This window comes from Paenibacillus zeisoli, from assembly GCF_003994465.1.
Taxonomy (GTDB): domain Bacteria; phylum Bacillota; class Bacilli; order Paenibacillales; family Paenibacillaceae; genus Fontibacillus; species Fontibacillus zeisoli.
Genome location: NZ_RZNX01000001.1, coordinates 870,937 through 888,465, shown reverse-complemented (window position 1 = coordinate 888,465; position 17,529 = coordinate 870,937). Strand labels below are relative to the sequence as shown.

At 45.2% G+C, this 17,529-nt stretch carries 12 protein-coding genes and 1 other annotated feature; all 12 genes read left to right on the top strand.

What is annotated here, in order from left to right:
* Window positions 1–177 precede the first annotated feature (177 nt).
* The 12 genes from adhE to EJP77_RS04185 all read left to right on the top strand — a co-directional run bounded on the left by adhE (window position 178) and on the right by EJP77_RS04185 (window position 17,502).
* Window positions 178–2,790, top strand: coding sequence for a bifunctional acetaldehyde-CoA/alcohol dehydrogenase (adhE, locus tag EJP77_RS04240; protein ID WP_127197902.1), 2,613 nt, complete (start codon window positions 178–180; stop codon window positions 2,788–2,790).
* Window positions 2,791–3,055: 265 nt separating this feature from the next.
* The gene (gene pflB, locus EJP77_RS04235) at window positions 3,056–5,317 is read left to right on the top strand and encodes a formate C-acetyltransferase (RefSeq protein WP_127197901.1); all 2,262 of its coding nucleotides are present in this window, start codon (window positions 3,056–3,058) and stop codon (window positions 5,315–5,317) included.
* Between the two features lie 78 nt (window positions 5,318–5,395).
* A complete protein-coding gene (pflA, locus tag EJP77_RS04230; protein ID WP_127197900.1) occupies window positions 5,396–6,136 on the top strand; it encodes a pyruvate formate-lyase-activating protein in 741 nt (246 codons plus the stop codon).
* A 201-nt stretch (window positions 6,137–6,337) separates the two neighbouring features.
* The gene (locus EJP77_RS04225; RefSeq protein WP_127197899.1) at window positions 6,338–7,717 is read left to right on the top strand and encodes an ABC transporter substrate-binding protein; all 1,380 of its coding nucleotides are present in this window, start codon (window positions 6,338–6,340) and stop codon (window positions 7,715–7,717) included.
* 119 nt (window positions 7,718–7,836) lie between these two features.
* Window positions 7,837–8,727 carry a carbohydrate ABC transporter permease gene (locus tag EJP77_RS04220; RefSeq protein ID WP_127197898.1) on the top strand — a complete coding sequence of 297 codons (891 nt, stop codon included), beginning with the start codon at window positions 7,837–7,839 and terminating at the stop codon, window positions 8,725–8,727.
* Window positions 8,727–9,557 carry a carbohydrate ABC transporter permease gene (locus tag EJP77_RS04215; RefSeq protein ID WP_127197897.1) on the top strand — a complete coding sequence of 277 codons (831 nt, stop codon included), beginning with the start codon at window positions 8,727–8,729 and terminating at the stop codon, window positions 9,555–9,557. Before EJP77_RS04220 ends, EJP77_RS04215 begins: the two co-directional genes overlap by 1 nt.
* A gap of 27 nt (window positions 9,558–9,584) precedes the next feature.
* A complete protein-coding gene (locus EJP77_RS04210; RefSeq protein WP_127197896.1) occupies window positions 9,585–11,450 on the top strand; it encodes a cache domain-containing sensor histidine kinase in 1,866 nt (621 codons plus the stop codon).
* Window positions 11,447–13,051, top strand: a complete 1,605-nt coding sequence (locus EJP77_RS04205; protein WP_127197895.1) for a response regulator — start codon at window positions 11,447–11,449, stop codon at window positions 13,049–13,051. Before EJP77_RS04210 ends, EJP77_RS04205 begins: the two co-directional genes overlap by 4 nt.
* A gap of 248 nt (window positions 13,052–13,299) precedes the next feature.
* The gene (locus EJP77_RS04200) at window positions 13,300–13,749 is read left to right on the top strand and encodes a Fur family transcriptional regulator (RefSeq protein WP_127197894.1); all 450 of its coding nucleotides are present in this window, start codon (window positions 13,300–13,302) and stop codon (window positions 13,747–13,749) included.
* Between the two features lie 5 nt (window positions 13,750–13,754).
* A complete protein-coding gene (yidD, locus tag EJP77_RS04195) occupies window positions 13,755–14,000 on the top strand; it encodes a membrane protein insertion efficiency factor YidD (protein ID WP_127197893.1) in 246 nt (81 codons plus the stop codon).
* 47 nt (window positions 14,001–14,047) lie between these two features.
* Window positions 14,048–14,301, top strand: a binding site (T-box leader).
* Between the two features lie 64 nt (window positions 14,302–14,365).
* Window positions 14,366–16,396: a methionine--tRNA ligase gene (metG, locus tag EJP77_RS04190; protein WP_127197892.1), complete on the top strand. Its 2,031-nt coding sequence runs from the start codon at window positions 14,366–14,368 to the stop codon at window positions 16,394–16,396.
* Between the two features lie 146 nt (window positions 16,397–16,542).
* Window positions 16,543–17,502, top strand: a complete 960-nt coding sequence (locus EJP77_RS04185) for a metal ABC transporter substrate-binding protein (protein WP_127197891.1) — start codon at window positions 16,543–16,545, stop codon at window positions 17,500–17,502.
* Window positions 17,503–17,529 lie beyond the last annotated feature (27 nt).

Genomic DNA, 17,529 nt, shown 5'->3' with positions numbered 1-17,529 from the left:
ACTTTGGTTAATTTTAGTGACAAATATCACAGTATGCGATTTCTCACCATGCTAAGATGAATGCGTAGAGAGAAGGAAGTCAAGCGTAAGGCTTTTGAGATTAACGCACTTGTGAAAATATTCACGATTGTTTATTTCTTAAACCTCGCTTACCTAAATAATAGGAGGATGAGAGTAATGGCTGTTAAAACCGAAGTAAATGAACCCGTAAAGCCAACCGCTGAAGAACACATCCAGACACTAATCAACAAAGCAAAGAAAGCAACAGATGCATTCATGAAGATGGATCAGGAACAAATCGATAAGATTGTTCAAGCAATGGCTCTAGCGGGTATGGATAAGCACATGTACCTTGCTAAGCTGGCCATCGAAGAAACAGGACGCGGAGTATACGAAGACAAGATTATTAAGAATATGTTCGCAACTGAATATATCTACCATAGTATCAAGAATAACAAAACTGTAGGTGTTATTGAAGACAATCCATTTGACAACTTCCAGAAGATTGCAGAACCAGTTGGTATCATCATGGGGATTACACCTGTAACGAACCCAACTTCAACAACGATCTTCAAAGCTTTGATCGCTATCAAGACTCGTAACCCTATCATCTTCGGGTTCCACCCTTCAGCACAAGGCTGCTGTACAGAAACAGCTCAGATCCTGCTCAAGGCAGCAGTAGAGAACGGTGCTCCTGCAGACTGCATTCAGTGGATTGAAGCACCTTCCATGGATAAGACCAACGCACTGATGAATCACCCTGATGTTGCATTGATTCTGGCTACTGGTGGTTCTGCAATGGTTCGCGCAGCATACAGCTGTGGTAAGCCGGCACTTGGTGTAGGTCCTGGTAACGTACCTTGCTTCATTGAGAAGAGTGCAGATATTGACCAAGCCGTGAACGATCTGATCTTGTCCAAGACATTTGACAACGGTATGATCTGTGCTTCTGAGCAAGCTGTAATTATTGAAGAACCAATCTTCGATCAAGTTAAGAAAAAAATGATTGCTAATGGATGCTACTTCGTGAACAAAGAAGAAGCCGCCAAATTGACAGCTGGTGCCATTATCGCTGACAAGTGTGCGGTAAATCCAACAATCGTAGGTCAACCTGCAGTGAAGATCGCTGAAATGTGCGGCATTCAAGTTCCAGAAGGCACCAAAATTCTGGTTGCTGAAATTGAAGGGGTAGGCACCAAATTCCCACTTTCCGCTGAGAAGCTTAGCCCGGTACTCGCTTGTTACAAAGTAAATAGTGCACAGCAAGGTATCGATCGTGCAGCAGAAGTTGTTGCATTTGGCGGTATGGGTCACTCTTCGGTAATTCACTCGAACAATGAAGAAGTTATTCAGAAGTTCTCTGATCGTATGCCAACCTGCCGGATTTTGGTGAATCAACCATCTTCGCAAGGTGGTATCGGGGATATCTACAATACCAACCTTCCATCGCTTACACTTGGCTGCGGTTCGTATGGACGGAATTCAACTTCTTCGAACGTAACAGCAGTGAACCTAATTAACGTGAAAAGGGTGAATCGTCGTACCGTGAATATGCAATGGTTCAAAGTACCTTCCAAAGTCTATTTTGAAAAAGGGGCTACTCAGTACCTCGCCAAAATGCCGGATATTACACGTGTATTGATTGTTACAGACCCAATGATGGTGAAGCTTGGCTATGTTGATAGAGTAGAACATTACCTGCGTCAGCGCGAAACCCCTGTAGCTATTGAAGTATTCTCACAAGTTGAGCCAGATCCATCGACTACTACTGTACAACGTGGTACTGAACTGATGAATCAATTCCAACCAGACTGCATCATCGCACTGGGTGGTGGATCACCAATGGATGCTGCTAAAGGAATGTGGTTGTTCTACGAATATCCAGACACAGACTTTAACAACCTGAAACAAAAATTCATGGATATCCGTAAACGGATCTACAAATATCCGCGTCTTGGCCAAAAAGCTCAGTTCGTAGCGATTCCAACAACTTCGGGTACAGGATCTGAAGTAACTTCGTTCGCTGTTATTACAGATAAAGAGAACGGTAATACGAAGTATCCGTTGGCTGACTACGAGTTGACACCAGATGTTGCGATTATTGATCCAGAATTCGTATACAGTCTGCCTAAAGTAGCAGTAGCCGATACAGGTATGGACGTACTTACCCACGCGATTGAAGCTTATGTATCTGTTATGGCTAGTGACTATACAGATGGTCTTGCCATCAAAGCTATCCAGCTCGTATTCGAATGGCTTGAGAAATCGGCTCTGACTGGAGATAAATTGGCTCGTGAGAAAATGCATAACGCATCGACTCTTGCCGGTATGGCGTTCGCCAATGCCTTCTTGGGAATTAACCACAGCTTGGCACACAAATGGGGAGGTCAATACCACACTGCGCATGGTCGTACCAATGCAATCTTGATGCCGCACGTTATTCGCTATAACGCGAAGAAACCAACGAAGTTCGCCGCTTTCCCTAAATATACGAACTTTGTTGCTGACCAACGTTATGCAGAAATCGCCCGCATTCTAGGACTGCCAGCTCGTACAACTGAGGAAGGCGTGAAGAGCCTTATCAACGCAATCCGCGACATGAATAAGAAGTTGGGAATTCCAGAATCGTTCCAAGAGCTTGGCTTTGATCCAAAAGACTTCGAGAGCAGAGTAGACTACCTGGCGGATCGCGCATTCGAAGACCAATGTACAACTGCTAACCCTAAACTGCCGCTCGTGAAAGAACTCGCAGAAGTATATAGAGACGCGTTCTATGGTAGATTTGAGTAAGATAAGACTAGCTGAATAGCAAGCTAAAAACAACGTGACAAATATCACCGAAAGAGTGATATTTGTCACATCCTTTTTACGGGAAAACCTCTATGATAAAAGTATAAAGAGTCCCAAAGATACAGAGTATGGGACATAGATGATGTCACGAGTAGCACCTGGTTGTATACGTTGTGAAAACAATCACAAATGGCTAAGATGTATTAACTAAGTGATCTCACATGTTCCTGCTTGCATCAAAATTTATGTGATGGAGGGAAATATCATGTCGGTTATCGAGAGAGAAGTACAAACCGTACAATCCGGATGGAGAAGCTTCAAGAAAGGGAAATGGCAAAAAGAAGTCAATGTGCGTAATTTCATTGATGATAACATAAATCCATATCTCGGCCGTGAAGATTTCTTGCAGGGTGCCACACAGAACACCAAGGAACTGTGGGACATTGTCTCCGAATTGACTAAGAAAGAACGGGATAATGGCGGCGTACTTGATGTTGACGTTAACACCCCATCAACCATTGTTTCCCATAAACCAGGTTATCTGGATAAAGAGAAAGAACAAATCGTCGGTGTACAGACGGATGCTCCGTTCAAACGTTCTATTCAGCCTTTCGGCGGGATTAGAATGATGATTGATGCTTGTGAGGCTTACGGCTTCAAAATGCCTGAAGAAGTAATCAATATTTTTAATGGCATTCGCAAAACACATAACCAGGGTGTATTTGATGCCTATACTTCTGAAATGAGAGCAGCTCGTAAAGCGGGCATCATTACCGGTCTTCCTGATGCTTATGGCCGCGGCCGTATTATCGGCGACTACCGCAGAGTTGCACTGTACGGCGTAGACTTCTTGGTTAATCAGAAGAAGCAAGAACTCAAACAGCTTGAGCTTGATGTGATCGATGAGGATGTTATTCGTCTTCGCGAAGAACTGTCTGAACAAATTCGTGCCCTTGGTGAACTCAAAGTGTTGGCTGAAATGCACGGATTTGACATCTCCAAGCCAGCTAACAATGCAAAAGAAGCGTTCCAATGGGTCTACTTCGGTTACCTGGCAGCAATTAAGGAACAAAATGGTGCTGCAATGTCACTCGGCCGTGTATCCTCTTTCCTTGATATCTACATTGAACGGGATCTGGCTGAAGGTTCATTAACTGAAGAGCAAGCCCAAGAATTGGTTGACCATTTCGTCATGAAGCTTCGTATCGTGAAATTCCTGCGTACACCTGACTATAATGATCTGTTCAGTGGTGACCCTACTTGGGTAACTGAATCTATCGGCGGTATGGCCGTTAATGGACAGACTAGAGTAACCAAGAACAGCTTCCGCTTCCTTCATACACTCTATAATCTTGGAGCAGCTCCAGAACCTAACCTGACTGTGCTGTGGTCTGAGAAGCTGCCTGAAGGATTCAAGAAATATTGTGCTAAAGTATCCATCGAAACCAGCTCCATTCAATATGAGAATGACGACTTGATGCGTCCGATTTATGGTGACGATTATGGAATTGCCTGCTGCGTGTCCGCAATGGAGATCGGTAAGCAAATGCAATTCTTCGGTGCCCGTGCGAATCTGGCCAAAGCGTTGCTGTATGCAATTAACGGCGGTAAGGATGAAAAGTCCGGAGCACAAGTTGGACCAGAGTATCCTGCCATTAGCGGAGAAGTACTGGATTATGCAGAAGTTATGAAACGCTTCAAACCGATGATGGAATGGTTGGCTAAGCTTTATATGAATACGCTGAACGTTATTCACTATATGCATGATAAATATAGTTATGAACGGATTGAAATGGCGCTTCATGACCGTGATATCCTTCGTACTATGGCTTGCGGTATCGCAGGACTTTCCGTTGCGGCTGACTCTCTGAGTGCTATCAAATATGCTAAAGTTAAACCTATTCGCAACGAGAATGGAATTGCTGTTGATTTTGAGATTGAAGGCGAGTTCCCTTGCTACGGTAACAATGACGATCGCGTTGACCAAATTGCCGTTGAACTGGTTGAACAGTTCATGAGCATGATCCGCAAACACAAAGCTTATCGTAATGCAATGCCAACACAATCTGTTCTTACTATCACATCAAATGTTGTGTATGGTAAGAAGACAGGTACAACGCCAGATGGACGTAAAGCCGGTGAGCCGTTTGCTCCAGGGGCTAACCCAATGCACGGACGTGACAAGAAAGGGGCTCTTGCTTCTCTTAGTTCCGTAGCCAAGCTGCCATATGAACACAGCCTGGACGGTATCTCAAATACCTTCTCCATTGTGCCTAAAGCACTGGGCAAGGAACCAGAGATCCGCAAATCCAATCTCGTATCCATGATGGATGGCTATTTCGGCAGCAATGCACATCACTTGAATGTCAACGTATTTGACCGTGAACAGCTCATAGATGCTATGGACCACCCAGAGAACTACCCACAATTGACGATTCGGGTATCAGGATATGCAGTTAACTTCATTAAGCTGACTCGTGAACAACAGCTCGATGTCATTAACCGTACTTTCCACGGATCAATGTAAGAAAGTTAGTCACGTAATCTGATACAAATTGTAAGACCATAATCAGCTGCAGCTCCTGCAGAAAGGGATGAGACAAACATGCTCACAGGTCATATTCACTCACTAGAAACTTTCGGAACCGTTGATGGCCCGGGAATACGGTTCGTCCTCTTTATGCAGGGCTGCCTGCTGAAATGCAAATACTGCCATAACCCGGATACTTGGAATCTGACGGGCGGCAAGGATATGCATATGGAAGAGGTACTTGCCGAGATTGAGCCTTACATTAACTACTATCGTTCTTCCGGCGGCGGATTAACCGTGTCTGGAGGAGAGGCAACGCTGCAGGCTCATTTTGTTGCAGAGCTGTTCCGCGAGGTCAAGCAGCGCTGGGAGCTTCATACTACTTTAGATACCAACGGTTATAATGAAGGCGACAAAATTAAAGATTTACTCGATGTAACGGATCTTGTCCTTCTCGATCTGAAACATATTGACAACGAGAAGCATATTGAACTTACAGGTAAGCCTAACGAGCGGATGCTTCATATGGCAGAATGGTTGTCAGAGCATAACAAGTCAATGTGGATCAGACACGTACTTGTTCCAGGCATCAACGATGATGAGGAAGACTTGCTGCGTCTGGGGCAATTTATCGGGAAGTTAAAGGGTGTCGAGAAATTTGAAATCCTACCCTATCACCAAATGGGTATCTACAAATGGGAAGCGTTAAACTGGAAGTATCCTCTCGAGAATGTACCTTCTCCTACGGATGAAGAGGTTCAACGAGCCTATCAGTTAGTAGAGGATGGACGTAGTCAAAGTGCCCTGCAGGTATAGAGTTCACCGCATCATAAATAGCGTGAGAATCAGTATCCTCGGATACTGAGCCTCACGTTTTTTGTTATGATTCAGTCCTTCGTACATGGCAATTAGAAGATTTTATCCCTCTATAAGAAATATGTCCTCCTTACCAATTCTGAAAGCGTTTCCTATAATGAAAAGTGTAAGGCAAACCATTCTACGGGAGGGTCAATATATATGAAAAAAAGTCTGGTATTGTTGCTGTCACTTCTCCTGGTGACAACCACTATGCTTTCGGCTTGTAGTGGCGGTTCTAATACTGAGAAACCTGCTAAAACCGGTGAGCCAGCCAAGCAAGAAGAGAAGGCAGATAATTCACCCTTTGAGGTGACATTACGTCACACCCAGGTCGGAGCCGACAAGAAGAATCGTCTGGCCATTCTACAGGATGTGGTGAAGAAAGTTCAGGATGAGACTCCAGGCCTCACCATCAAGCTGGACGCTGTTGATTCCGAAGTTAACCGGAAAGAGAAGCTGCGCGGGGAGATGGCGGCAGGGAACCCGCCAGATATCTTCGACGTATTCGGAAGTCCGGATGCTCAATTGTATGCAAAGGAAGGCAGAATGCTGGATTTGACCCCAATTCTTGCAGAGCTTGGCCTCAGTGATAAATTTCCTAATGTGCTTGATCCTTATACTTATGAAGGTAAAGTGTATGGTCTGCCTATTGGGGCTTCCGCTGAAGGCTTCTTCTATAACAAAGATTACTTTGCTCAAAAGGGTCTGAAAGTGCCAAACACCTTCCCCGAGCTTGAAGAACTCCTAGTCAAAATCAAAGCCGATGGCAAAACACCTATTGCCGCAGCATCTAAGGAGGGTTGGGTTCCTCTAATGTTAACCAACCAATTATGGGCTCGTTACGCAGGGCCGGATATTGTCAAAAGAATCGCTGCTGGTGAAGCCAAATGGACTGATCCTAATATGGTGAAGGCATTTGCGAAGCATGTGGAGTGGGAGAAAAAAGGTTATTTCAAAAAAGGTGAGCTCGGGTTCGCGTATGGAGACATCACGGGCCAATTCACTTCCGGCGAAGCCCCGCTCTGGTTTGATGGCACATGGAAATCTTCGGTATTCAAAAAAGGACAATCAGGCGAAGCCATGATTGGTAAAGTAGGGTTCTTCAACATGCCTCCTGTAGACGGCGGCACCGGAGAGCAAACAGCTCTTATGCGTGACTCCAATAACGGTTATGGATTCTCGGCAGCCGTAGCGGATGACCCACGTAAATTGGACGCGGTTAAGAAGTTCATCAAGGAGTTATTCAACGAAGATATGCAGCTGCGGGGACTCACTGAAGATGGCGTGCTGCCTTCGATGACCATTCCTGAAGACAAACTTAATTCTACCGTCAATGATGAGTTGATGAAGGACATCATTAAAGTACTAAACAGCACGCAGGGTTCTTTCCCGGCTTGGGATTCCCAAGTGGATCCGGATATCAATACAGAGTTCAGTGCTGTACAAATTCAAAAGCTGATTGGGGGCCAAACCACACCTGAGAAAATGGCTGGGGATCTTCAAAAAGTAACTGATGAGGTCCTGGCTAACAAAGAATAGCCTTATGGACATACTTAAGGAATGTATCCTTACTACGAAGTAAGGATGCATTTCTTTCTACACTCGAGATGGGCAATGGATGAAGGAAGACCTGTTGTCTAACAAACCGGAGGTTTGGTATGAACAAAGCAATGAAGAATCCTACTGTATTCATATTGTTCGTATTGCCCGCAGTCATGCTGTTCCTAATGTTTTTCATTTATCCGATTTTCTCCTCTCTCTATTTCAGCTTCACCAGTTGGAATGGTGTTGCGAAACTGGACAAAATCAAGTATATCGGTATCGATAACTTTACCAAAGCACTGGGTCAAGATCGCTTCTGGGTGGCCGTGAAAAATAATGCTTATTTCATTTTGTTCTCTGTGTTCCTTCAAGTCCCTGTTATTGTAATCTTCTCCCTCCTCATAGCACATGTTAAGAAGCTGAAGGGTCTGTACAAGACAGCGATATTCCTCCCCTCCATTATGTCTACGGCAGTTATTGGTATTCTGTGGGGATTCATCTATGAACCCGACATCGGCCTCCTTAACAAAATATTGAGTTTCTTTGGAATAGGCAAGATTTATTGGCTGTCTGATAATACCTATGCGATGCTGTCTATCCTTATCACGAACGCCTGGCAGTGGACTGGATACTACATTATTATGGTGCTGGCTGCGATCCTTTCGATCCCGAAGGAACTCGAAGAAGCTGCTGCGATTGATGGGGCTACAGCGTATCAGCGTGCAACCCGTATCGTTCTGCCGCTTATCACACCGATCATCTCCGTGGTGGTTATGCTCTCCATTGCAGGTGCAATGAAAGCAGCGGATATCGTTATTGTCATGACGAATGGCGGCCCAGCGGGCTCCACCGAAGTTATGGCTACGTATATGATCAGATACGCGATTACGAGCTTCAAATACGGTTATGGTAACTCAATTGCCGTGTTGATCTTTATCTTTACGCTTATTGTTACCTTAATCTATCAACTGCTGGTTGCACGGCGTAATGAAAGGATTGAGTATTGATGGTACGTAACCTGAAGAGGGGAATTCCTCATTTATTTTTGTTAGGCTACCTGCTGGTTATTCTGTTCCCGTTCTTGTTCGTCCTATTCTCCTCAGTTAAGAAAGATAATAATGCGATAGCGCTTCATCCTTTTGGTCTGCCCAAAGAGTTTGTCTTCAATAACTACTATGAGGCATGGGTAAATGCAAAAATCAGCACCTACTTCATTAACAGCTTGTATATCTCGCTGATTTCAGCATTGTTAACGATATTACTGGCATCTATGTTCTCCTTCGCCGTGACTCGAATGCGGTTCGGAAGAATAGCGTCCGTCTTGTTTGGCGCGGTCCTAATTGGAATGTTAATCCCGAATAATGCTATGATGCTCCCGATTTATACTCTGGTGAACAAGCTTGGAATTCTGAATACGCATTTAGCACTGATCATTCCATATATCGGAAATGCCATTCCATTTACCGTGATCATACTGGCTGAATTTATGCGTTCTCTCCCTGGTGAAATTGAAGAGGCAGCCGTGATGGATGGATTGAGCGCATCAGGTATCTTTGCTAAGATAGTGCTACCTTTAACTGTTCCCGCGATAGTTACAGTCTTCATCGTGAATTTCCTTAGCAACTGGAATGAATTCCTGCTTGCTAACTATTTCCTTTCCAAAGATACTCTTCGCACCCTGCCCGTTGGTATGGTCCAGTTCCGTAACCAGTATCAAATGAATTATGCGCAAATGTCTGCCGGTATTGTATACAGCGTTGTTCCAGTAATTGTTATTTATGCATTCCTGCAGGAGAAGATTATCGAAGGAGTAACTGCGGGTGGCGTTAAGGGATAAAAGCTAGATGAGTGAGGAGTTATCCCTATGAATTTGCGTATCAAACTTCTTACCGCATTTATTCTTCTTATAATAATCCCTATTTTTGTGCTCGGGTTCATCGCATTTCTGGTTACTTTTCGGTCAATAGAGAGTAAATATAGTGAGCAGGCTGAGTATGCCTTAAAGTCTATTGGGTTTAGCATCAATAGTGTGTTTAAGGAAATTGACAATGTAACCCGCAGCGGAAGTGACCGGGAATTATTCCAGAATGCCCTTTCTTCCAGTGATCCCAAAACTCAGAACCTCACGAACGAAGGACAGATTGAACTGAATGCCAACCAGACGAGCTTTCGAACGCTGCTGTATAATCATCCGGCCATCGATTATGCCTTTCTCTACAATTTAAATACGCTCAACAACTTGTATAGTTATAAGAATTATGAATCCATCAAGCCTTTTCCCGTCTTTGACAAGGAAGGCTTCACACCCCTAACCTATCTGCAATTAAAGAACCATCCGGTATACAAAGAAGTGATGAAGTTAAACGGGCGTGCGCTATGGATTGCGCCTCACGAATATCCTGAATTAACAGGCTCAGAGCCGGGTTTTACGCAAATAAGGGTGATTAAGAAGCTGAGCAACCTTCAAAAAATGGGCATACTTGCGGTTCAAATCAAGAACTGGGAGATCGATGATATTTTTAAAAACCTGCAAGTTGGCGGTAATCAGCGAGACACTCGTTTTTTTCTGGTTAACAATAAGGGTCTGGTTCTGTATGACAATAAAGATGCTTTTGACGGAACCTCGATCAATAAATATGTCAATGAGACTCTTTCCTATGGGGGTAAATATCAGAGTTTCAAAGGTAAGTTTGGTGGTCAGGAAAGCGTAATATCGATATATCATCTGAAAGAGCATCCATGGAGCATTGTGTCTGTAACCTCATGGAGCTATCTGTCGAGTGAAGTGATGACCTTTGCGAAGTGGTTCGTCGGGATATTGGCAATCTTTGTGGTTACGGCTGTGATGTTCAACGTCTTCTTCATGAATCGTATTACAGGCACAATTGGGGTCATTGTAAGGTTCATGCGTAAAGCGGAAGCCGGTGATCTAGGTGCAAGGGTGGATGAGAAGGGGGACGATGAGCTTCTACTGCTCCAGAAGGGCTTTAACAACCAAATGGATAAAATCTCCCAGCTGTTCGACCAGGTCAGGAACGAGCAGGAGAAGAAGACCAACGCGGAGCTTAGAGTGCTTCAAGCGCAGATCAAACCTCACTTCCTGTTCAATACTCTGGAGTCCATCAACGCTCTAGCAATTCAGAATCAAGGTAAGAAAGTGAGTGGAATGGTGCTCAGACTGGCCAGTATACTTAGGATCAGCTTCCAAGGTAAGGAAGAAATCCCGCTTAGACAAGAACTGGAACATGTCATTAATTATTTGGAAATTCAGAAATTCCGCTTTGAAGAAGTGTTCGACTACAGTCTGGAGATACCGGAAGAGTTGATGAATTGTCTTGTTCTTAAGCTTACGATCCAGCCTCTGGTGGAGAACTGTATTCAGCATGGTTTTGAAGGGATTGAATATAAAGGTCATCTGAAGATTACCGGTTGGACCCACGAGAATCGAATTCTGCTTCGCATAGAAGATAATGGAATAGGGATGAGTTCACGGCAACTATCCAATCTTAAATATTTTAGTGAAAGTGAAAACGATCATGAAATTAAAGCCGAACCTGAGGGCGATCTGGTAATGAATCAAGAGAGAAGAGGTCTGGGCTTACGCAGTGTGATGGACCGGATTAGGTTCCAGTATGGGACTCGTTATGGCTTGTTTATATGCTCTGCACCGGGGCATGGCACCATCATTCAGTGTGTGATTCCTAAAAATGAATGGGGTGATAAATTTTGAACTTTAAAGTCTTGCTGGTCGATGATGAAACTCCTATCTTGAATAATCTAACTAAAGTTATTCCTTGGGCGGAAATGGACTTTGAAATTGTTGGCTTGGCCAAAAATGGATTAGAAGCTCTTCGAATGGTGAATGAACAACACCCTGATTTGATTTTGAGTGATATCCGAATGCCGGTTATGGATGGGATCAGCTTGATCAAAGAGCTGCGCAGCCAGGATCACAAATGTGAGGTCCTTCTGCTTACCGGGTATCAGGAATTTGAATATGCGCGTGCAGCCATCCAGTATCATGTAAGGGATTACATTTGCAAGCCTATTGACTATGCCGAATTAGAAAATACTGTACGGACTATCAGCGATGACATTCGAGCTAAGCGAAAGAAGCTGCTCAAAGAACAGCAGATGAATGAAGTGATCCACTGGGCAACTGAGAACTATCTGCTTCATACTCTGCTTGGGCAGGAAGCGGATAAGACCAAGATGATTCTGGATGAAGAGAATTTGGTTGAACGCAAGGATTTTGCAGTCTTGTTAGTTGACCTGTATGATTATGCTTATAAGTCGATGACCTGGACGATTCATGAACGGAAGGCCTGGAACCTTCATATCAAAGAGAAGCTCAAGGAAATGTTAGGGAATCTCTTAAAGGAGCAGACCGTAATTCAGGTTCGTGAGGGTGAGTGGTGTGTTATCTTCTCAGCTACAGCGGGCGGAGAGCCTATTACAAGGGAGCACTTATACTCAAGATTTCTGTCCCTTCAAGCCCTAATTGATCAGAAGGATTCCATGTTTCTACGGTTGTGCACCTATCAAGAGCCAGTAGCTCTAAATGAACTGTCTGCAGTGTATAAAAGGATGCAGCAGGCGTTAATCTTGAATTCTTCTCAAGATTGGTTCGTGAGTGCTGTGAGTTCCTTTGATCTAGAAGAAGCACCTCGTTCTAGGGATCATTCCTCCCAGTGGGAGTGGATTGAGCAGATGGGAACAGGACTAAGAAATGGGGATGGCAAGGCACTGCAGCAGGTGATACTGGAACTCAAAAATTATGTGGGCCACCTGAAGGAAACTTCGATAAGCAGAGCCGAGAAGCTGCTCCATTATCTTCTTATTCATTTGGTTCGTGAGATGAGGGAGCTGCATATGCTGCCAAGTGATGAAGAGGAGCTCGTCTGGCAGCAGATGCAGCTGGCTCTGAGTCTTAAGGAACTGTTGTCCCTGCTGGTCTCTCTGATTGAACGTTCGTTAGATTCTGTTTCCTCCAAGAAGACTTCTGAGCAGCTCATGCTGTCAGCGCAGGACTATATTCAGCACAAGCTTGATCAAGACTTCGGAATTGAGGAGATCGCAGAATACCTTGGCATCAGCTGTAGTTATTTCTGTCTCTTATTTAAAAATCATTTTGGGGAGACTTTTGTAGAATATTTGACGAAACAGCGGATGGAAATGGCGAAATGCCTCTTGCGCAGCAGCGACAAGAGCATCGCCCAGATCGGCATGGGTGTTGGGTACCAAGAAAGGCGTTATTTCACGAAAGTATTCCAGAAATATATCGGGATGACTCCATCGGAATATCGCTTGCAGGAATCACCCGCATCCTAATAAGTGAAGAAGATGATCATCTAAGACGTTACTCAAGCAATAAGCTGCGTCAGGTTCCAGATAATTATTGAGATGGTATATTAATTTCATTTTCAATTTCATATTCGTCAGTTCATTCCTAAGCTCTGACTTCAGCTATTAATGTTGAAGAAAGGGCTTTTCGCATGCAAGTGGGTCCAGATTGACTCAAGTATCTTTTTGCGGCATTATGAGAGGTAGACAGATTTGTCAGGGCAGGAGGAGAATGTATGCTGTCGACAGACCAGATTATTGGAGTTATGTCGAGCCAAGGGCTTCGGATCACGGATCAGAGGAAGACTCTGGCCAAGTTATTTGCCGAAACTGAAGGATATCTGACACCCAAGGATGTCTATGACTATATGTGCAAGAAATACAGCGGGCTAAGTTTTGACACGGTATACCGCAATTTGCGTGTTATGGAAGAGTTAGGCGTGATCGAACAAATCGTCTTTGAAGACGGGCTTAAATTTAGGGGTGGCTGCAGTGAGGCTCAGCACCATCATCATATGATATGCCTGCAGTGTGAGAAGACCTATCCAATCCATTTCTGTCCGATGTCTCTCGCAGATACACCGGAACAATTCCAGGTCGTAAAGCATAAATTTGAAGTGTTCGGTTATTGTAAAGACTGCCAGGCATCCAAGCAGGAATCTACTGATGCCCAGCAGCACGGATAATCTGAATGGCCATCATGCGTAAAGTTGTTCAGGGACCGATCCATGTCTACCGGAAGTTTATTTCCCCGCTTAAGCCGCCGACCTGCCGCTTCTATCCTAGCTGTTCGGCTTATGCGCTTGAAGCGATAGAGGTTCACGGTGCCTTGAAAGGTTCTTGGCTTGCCGCAAGGCGGATTGCCAAATGCCATCCGTTTCATCCCGGGGGACTTGACCCCGTTCCTCCTCGCTACGAAGATACTCATCCAGGGTAAGACCTGACTTGACATCACTTACTACATTTCATATATTTTTAATATATCAATTTCCTGAGAATGGATAAGTACGAAGCAGCCAGCCAGTACAGAGAGCCGGATGAAGCTGGGAACCGGTCTGGAGGGACTTTGGAAGATGGTCCGGGAGGAACTTTTTTCGAGCTAGCGGGTTGCCTGCAGTGAGGGAGAAGCGCTGATCCAGCGTTAACGGAGCGTCTATATAGACGGTTAATGAGCCCGGGGGTAAGGTTTGATCCGGGGAAATTGGGTGGTAACACGTGAGATCTCTCTCGTCCCATTAGGGGACGGGAGTTTTTTGTTTTTTTTTGGCTAAGATTTTTTAAATTCCAGGAGGAGGTTCACTGATGTCTGACAAGAAAACTTTTTACCTGACTACCCCGATCTATTATCCAAGCGACAAGCTGCATATTGGCCATGCCTACACTACGGTGGCTGGGGATGCTATGTCCCGTTATAAGCGGCTGCGTGGATATGATGTGCGCTTCCTTACAGGTACGGATGAGCACGGTCAGAAGATCGAACAGAAAGCACAAGAGAAAGGGATGACTCCCCAGCAATTTGTTGATGGGATTGTTGCAGGAATTAAGGAGCTGTGGAAGAAGCTCGATATCTCCAACGATGATTTCATTCGTACTACAGACGAGAAGCATAAGCAGATCGTTCAGGATATTTTTGACCGCCTGCTTCAGAAGGGGGATATCTACAAAGGAGAGTACGAAGGCTGGTACAGTATTCCGGATGAGACATACTACACCGAAACCCAGCTGGTCGATGTGGTTCGTGATGAGAAAGGGAACATTCAAGGCGCCAAAAGCCCGGATAGCGGACACCCGGTAGAGCTGGTTAAGGAAGAGTGTTACTTCTTCAGAATGAGCAGCTATGCGGACCGGTTGCTTCAATACTACGAGGAGAACCCTGAGTTCATTCAGCCGGAGTCCCGCAAAAATGAGATGATTAACAACTTCATCAAGCCGGGTCTTGAGGACCTGGCTGTATCCCGCACAACCTTTGAATGGGGAGTTAAAGTCAAGGGTGATCCCAAGCACGTCGTCTACGTGTGGATCGATGCGCTTTCTAACTATATTACTGCTCTGGGCTACGGCACCGACAATCCCGAACTCTATAATCGCTACTGGCCCGCAGATGTGCATCTGGTAGGCAAAGAGATTGTCCGGTTCCATTCCATCTACTGGCCAATTATGCTTATGGCTCTCGATATTCCACTGCCAAAGAAAGTGTTCGGTCACGGATGGCTGCTGATGAAAGATGGCAAGATGTCCAAGTCGAAGGGGAACGTAGTAGACCCCAATACTCTGATTGACCGCTATGGTCTAGACGCAACGAGATATTACCTGCTACGTGAGGTGCCTTTCGGTTCAGACGGTCAGTTCACGCCGGAAAGCTTTGTTGAGCGGATCAACTCAGATCTCGCTAACGATCTGGGTAATCTGCTGAATCGTACTGTAGCGATGGTGAACAAATATTTCGATGGCGTGCTGCCAGCCTATGTTCCGAATGTGACAGCTTTTGATCAGGAATTGACTGACGCTGCAAAGGCTGCGGTAGAGAAGGTAGAAGAAGTTATGGAGAAGCTCGAGTTCTCCATCGCCCTTACCGCGATTGGTCAGTTCGTCAGCCGGACGAACAAATATATTGATGAGACTCAGCCATGGACTTTGGCAAAAGATGAATCGAAGCGCGGCGAGCTGGCTTCGGTTATGGTGCATCTGGTCGAATCTTTGCGCATTGCCTCGATTCTGCTGCAGCCATTCTTGACCCAGGCACCTGCGAAGATCTGGGCCCAGCTTGGAATTGCCCAAGGCGAGCTTACCGCCTGGGATAGTGCTAAATCCTACGGATTAATTCCTGCTGGTACAAAGCTAGGTCAAGGAGAACCGATCTTCCCACGTCTGGACAGTGCGGAGGAAGTAGCTTATATCGTTCAAGCCATGGCCGGAAGCACAGCGGCCTTTGCGGCAGCGGAACAAGCGCAAGCCCCAGCAAGTGGTGCTGCGGACGCTCTGGAAGCAGCCCCTGCACCAGAACTCAAGGAAGAGATCAGCATTGATGAGTTCGCTAAGGTAGAGCTTCGTGTTGGTCAGGTAATCTCAGCGGAAGCTATTGCCAAGGCCGACAAGCTGCTTAAACTTAAGCTTGATCTTGGTTTTGAACAAAGACAGGTCGTGTCCGGTATCGCCAAATTCTATAAACCTGAGGATTTGGTTGGACGTAAGGTAATTGTGGTGACTAACCTGAAGCCGGTGAAGCTGCGCGGTGAGCTGTCACAGGGAATGATATTGGCTGCATCGCAGGGTGATCAGCTAACGCTTGCTACAGTTCCGGATAACATGCCTAATGGCGCTGTTGTGAAATAAAAGCTGGTGGAAGTAGGACCTTCTTCAATTTTGAAGAAGGTCTTTTTTTGATTTAGCTGGGCACAATGGAAATCGGGGTTGACATTCATTTTAGAGTGACTCTATAATCTAGTTAGTAATTATTACGAATAGGGAAGGCGAACCGAATGAAATTTAATATGGGGCGGGCCTTAATTGGGCTATTATTTATTATTGTTTTGGCTGGATGCGGCCGTGGGGGAACGAATCAGCTTGTAGAGGGTAAAGTGAACGTAGTTACAAGCTTTTATCCGATTTATGAATTTGCTTCTGCTATTGGCGGAGAGGACGCTAACGTGATTAATCTATTGCCTACTGGGGTGGAGCCGCATGAATGGACTCCGCGAAGCAATGATATTATTACAGCTTCCAAAGCTCAGCTGTTCTTCTACAATGGAGCAGGGCTGGAAGGCTGGGTACCCAGCTTCCTGAAAGGGCTCAGTCAAGACTCTAAGGTTAAGACCGTTGAAGTGAGCAAAGGCATCCCACTGATTGAAGCAGGGGAAGGCGCGGATGGTCATGATCACAGTGCAGGTGCTTCAAATGCCAATGAACCGGAAGCACATGAGATGGATCCCCATACCTGGGTCAGTCCCAAATCAGCGATGCAGATTGCGAAGAATATCAAGGACAGCTACGTGCTGGTTGACCCGGCTCACAAAGCCGGTTATAAATCGCGCTATGATAAGCTTGCGGAACAGCTGAATAAGCTGGATGCGAAGTTTACAAGTGTGCTAGCCAAGACGAACAAGAAAGAAATTGTCGTTTCTCACCAGGCGTTTGGCTATCTGTGCCGGGACTATGGATTAACCCAGCATGCTATTATGGGGCTGTCACCGGATGCTGAACCTAGGGCTCAGGATATTATTGAACTGTCCAAAGTGGTGAAACAGGACAATATCAAATATATATTCTTTGAAGAACTCGTATCCGATAAGCTGGCTCGCACCCTGGCAGGGGAGACAGGAGTTCAGACTTTGGTGCTTAACCCGGTTGAAGGGCTCACCAAGCAGGAAGAACAGAATAAGGATAATTATTTTACTTTAATGGAGAAAAATTTGCAAAATTTGATTCTAGCTTTACAATAAAGAAAGATATTATACGGAAACGGAAGG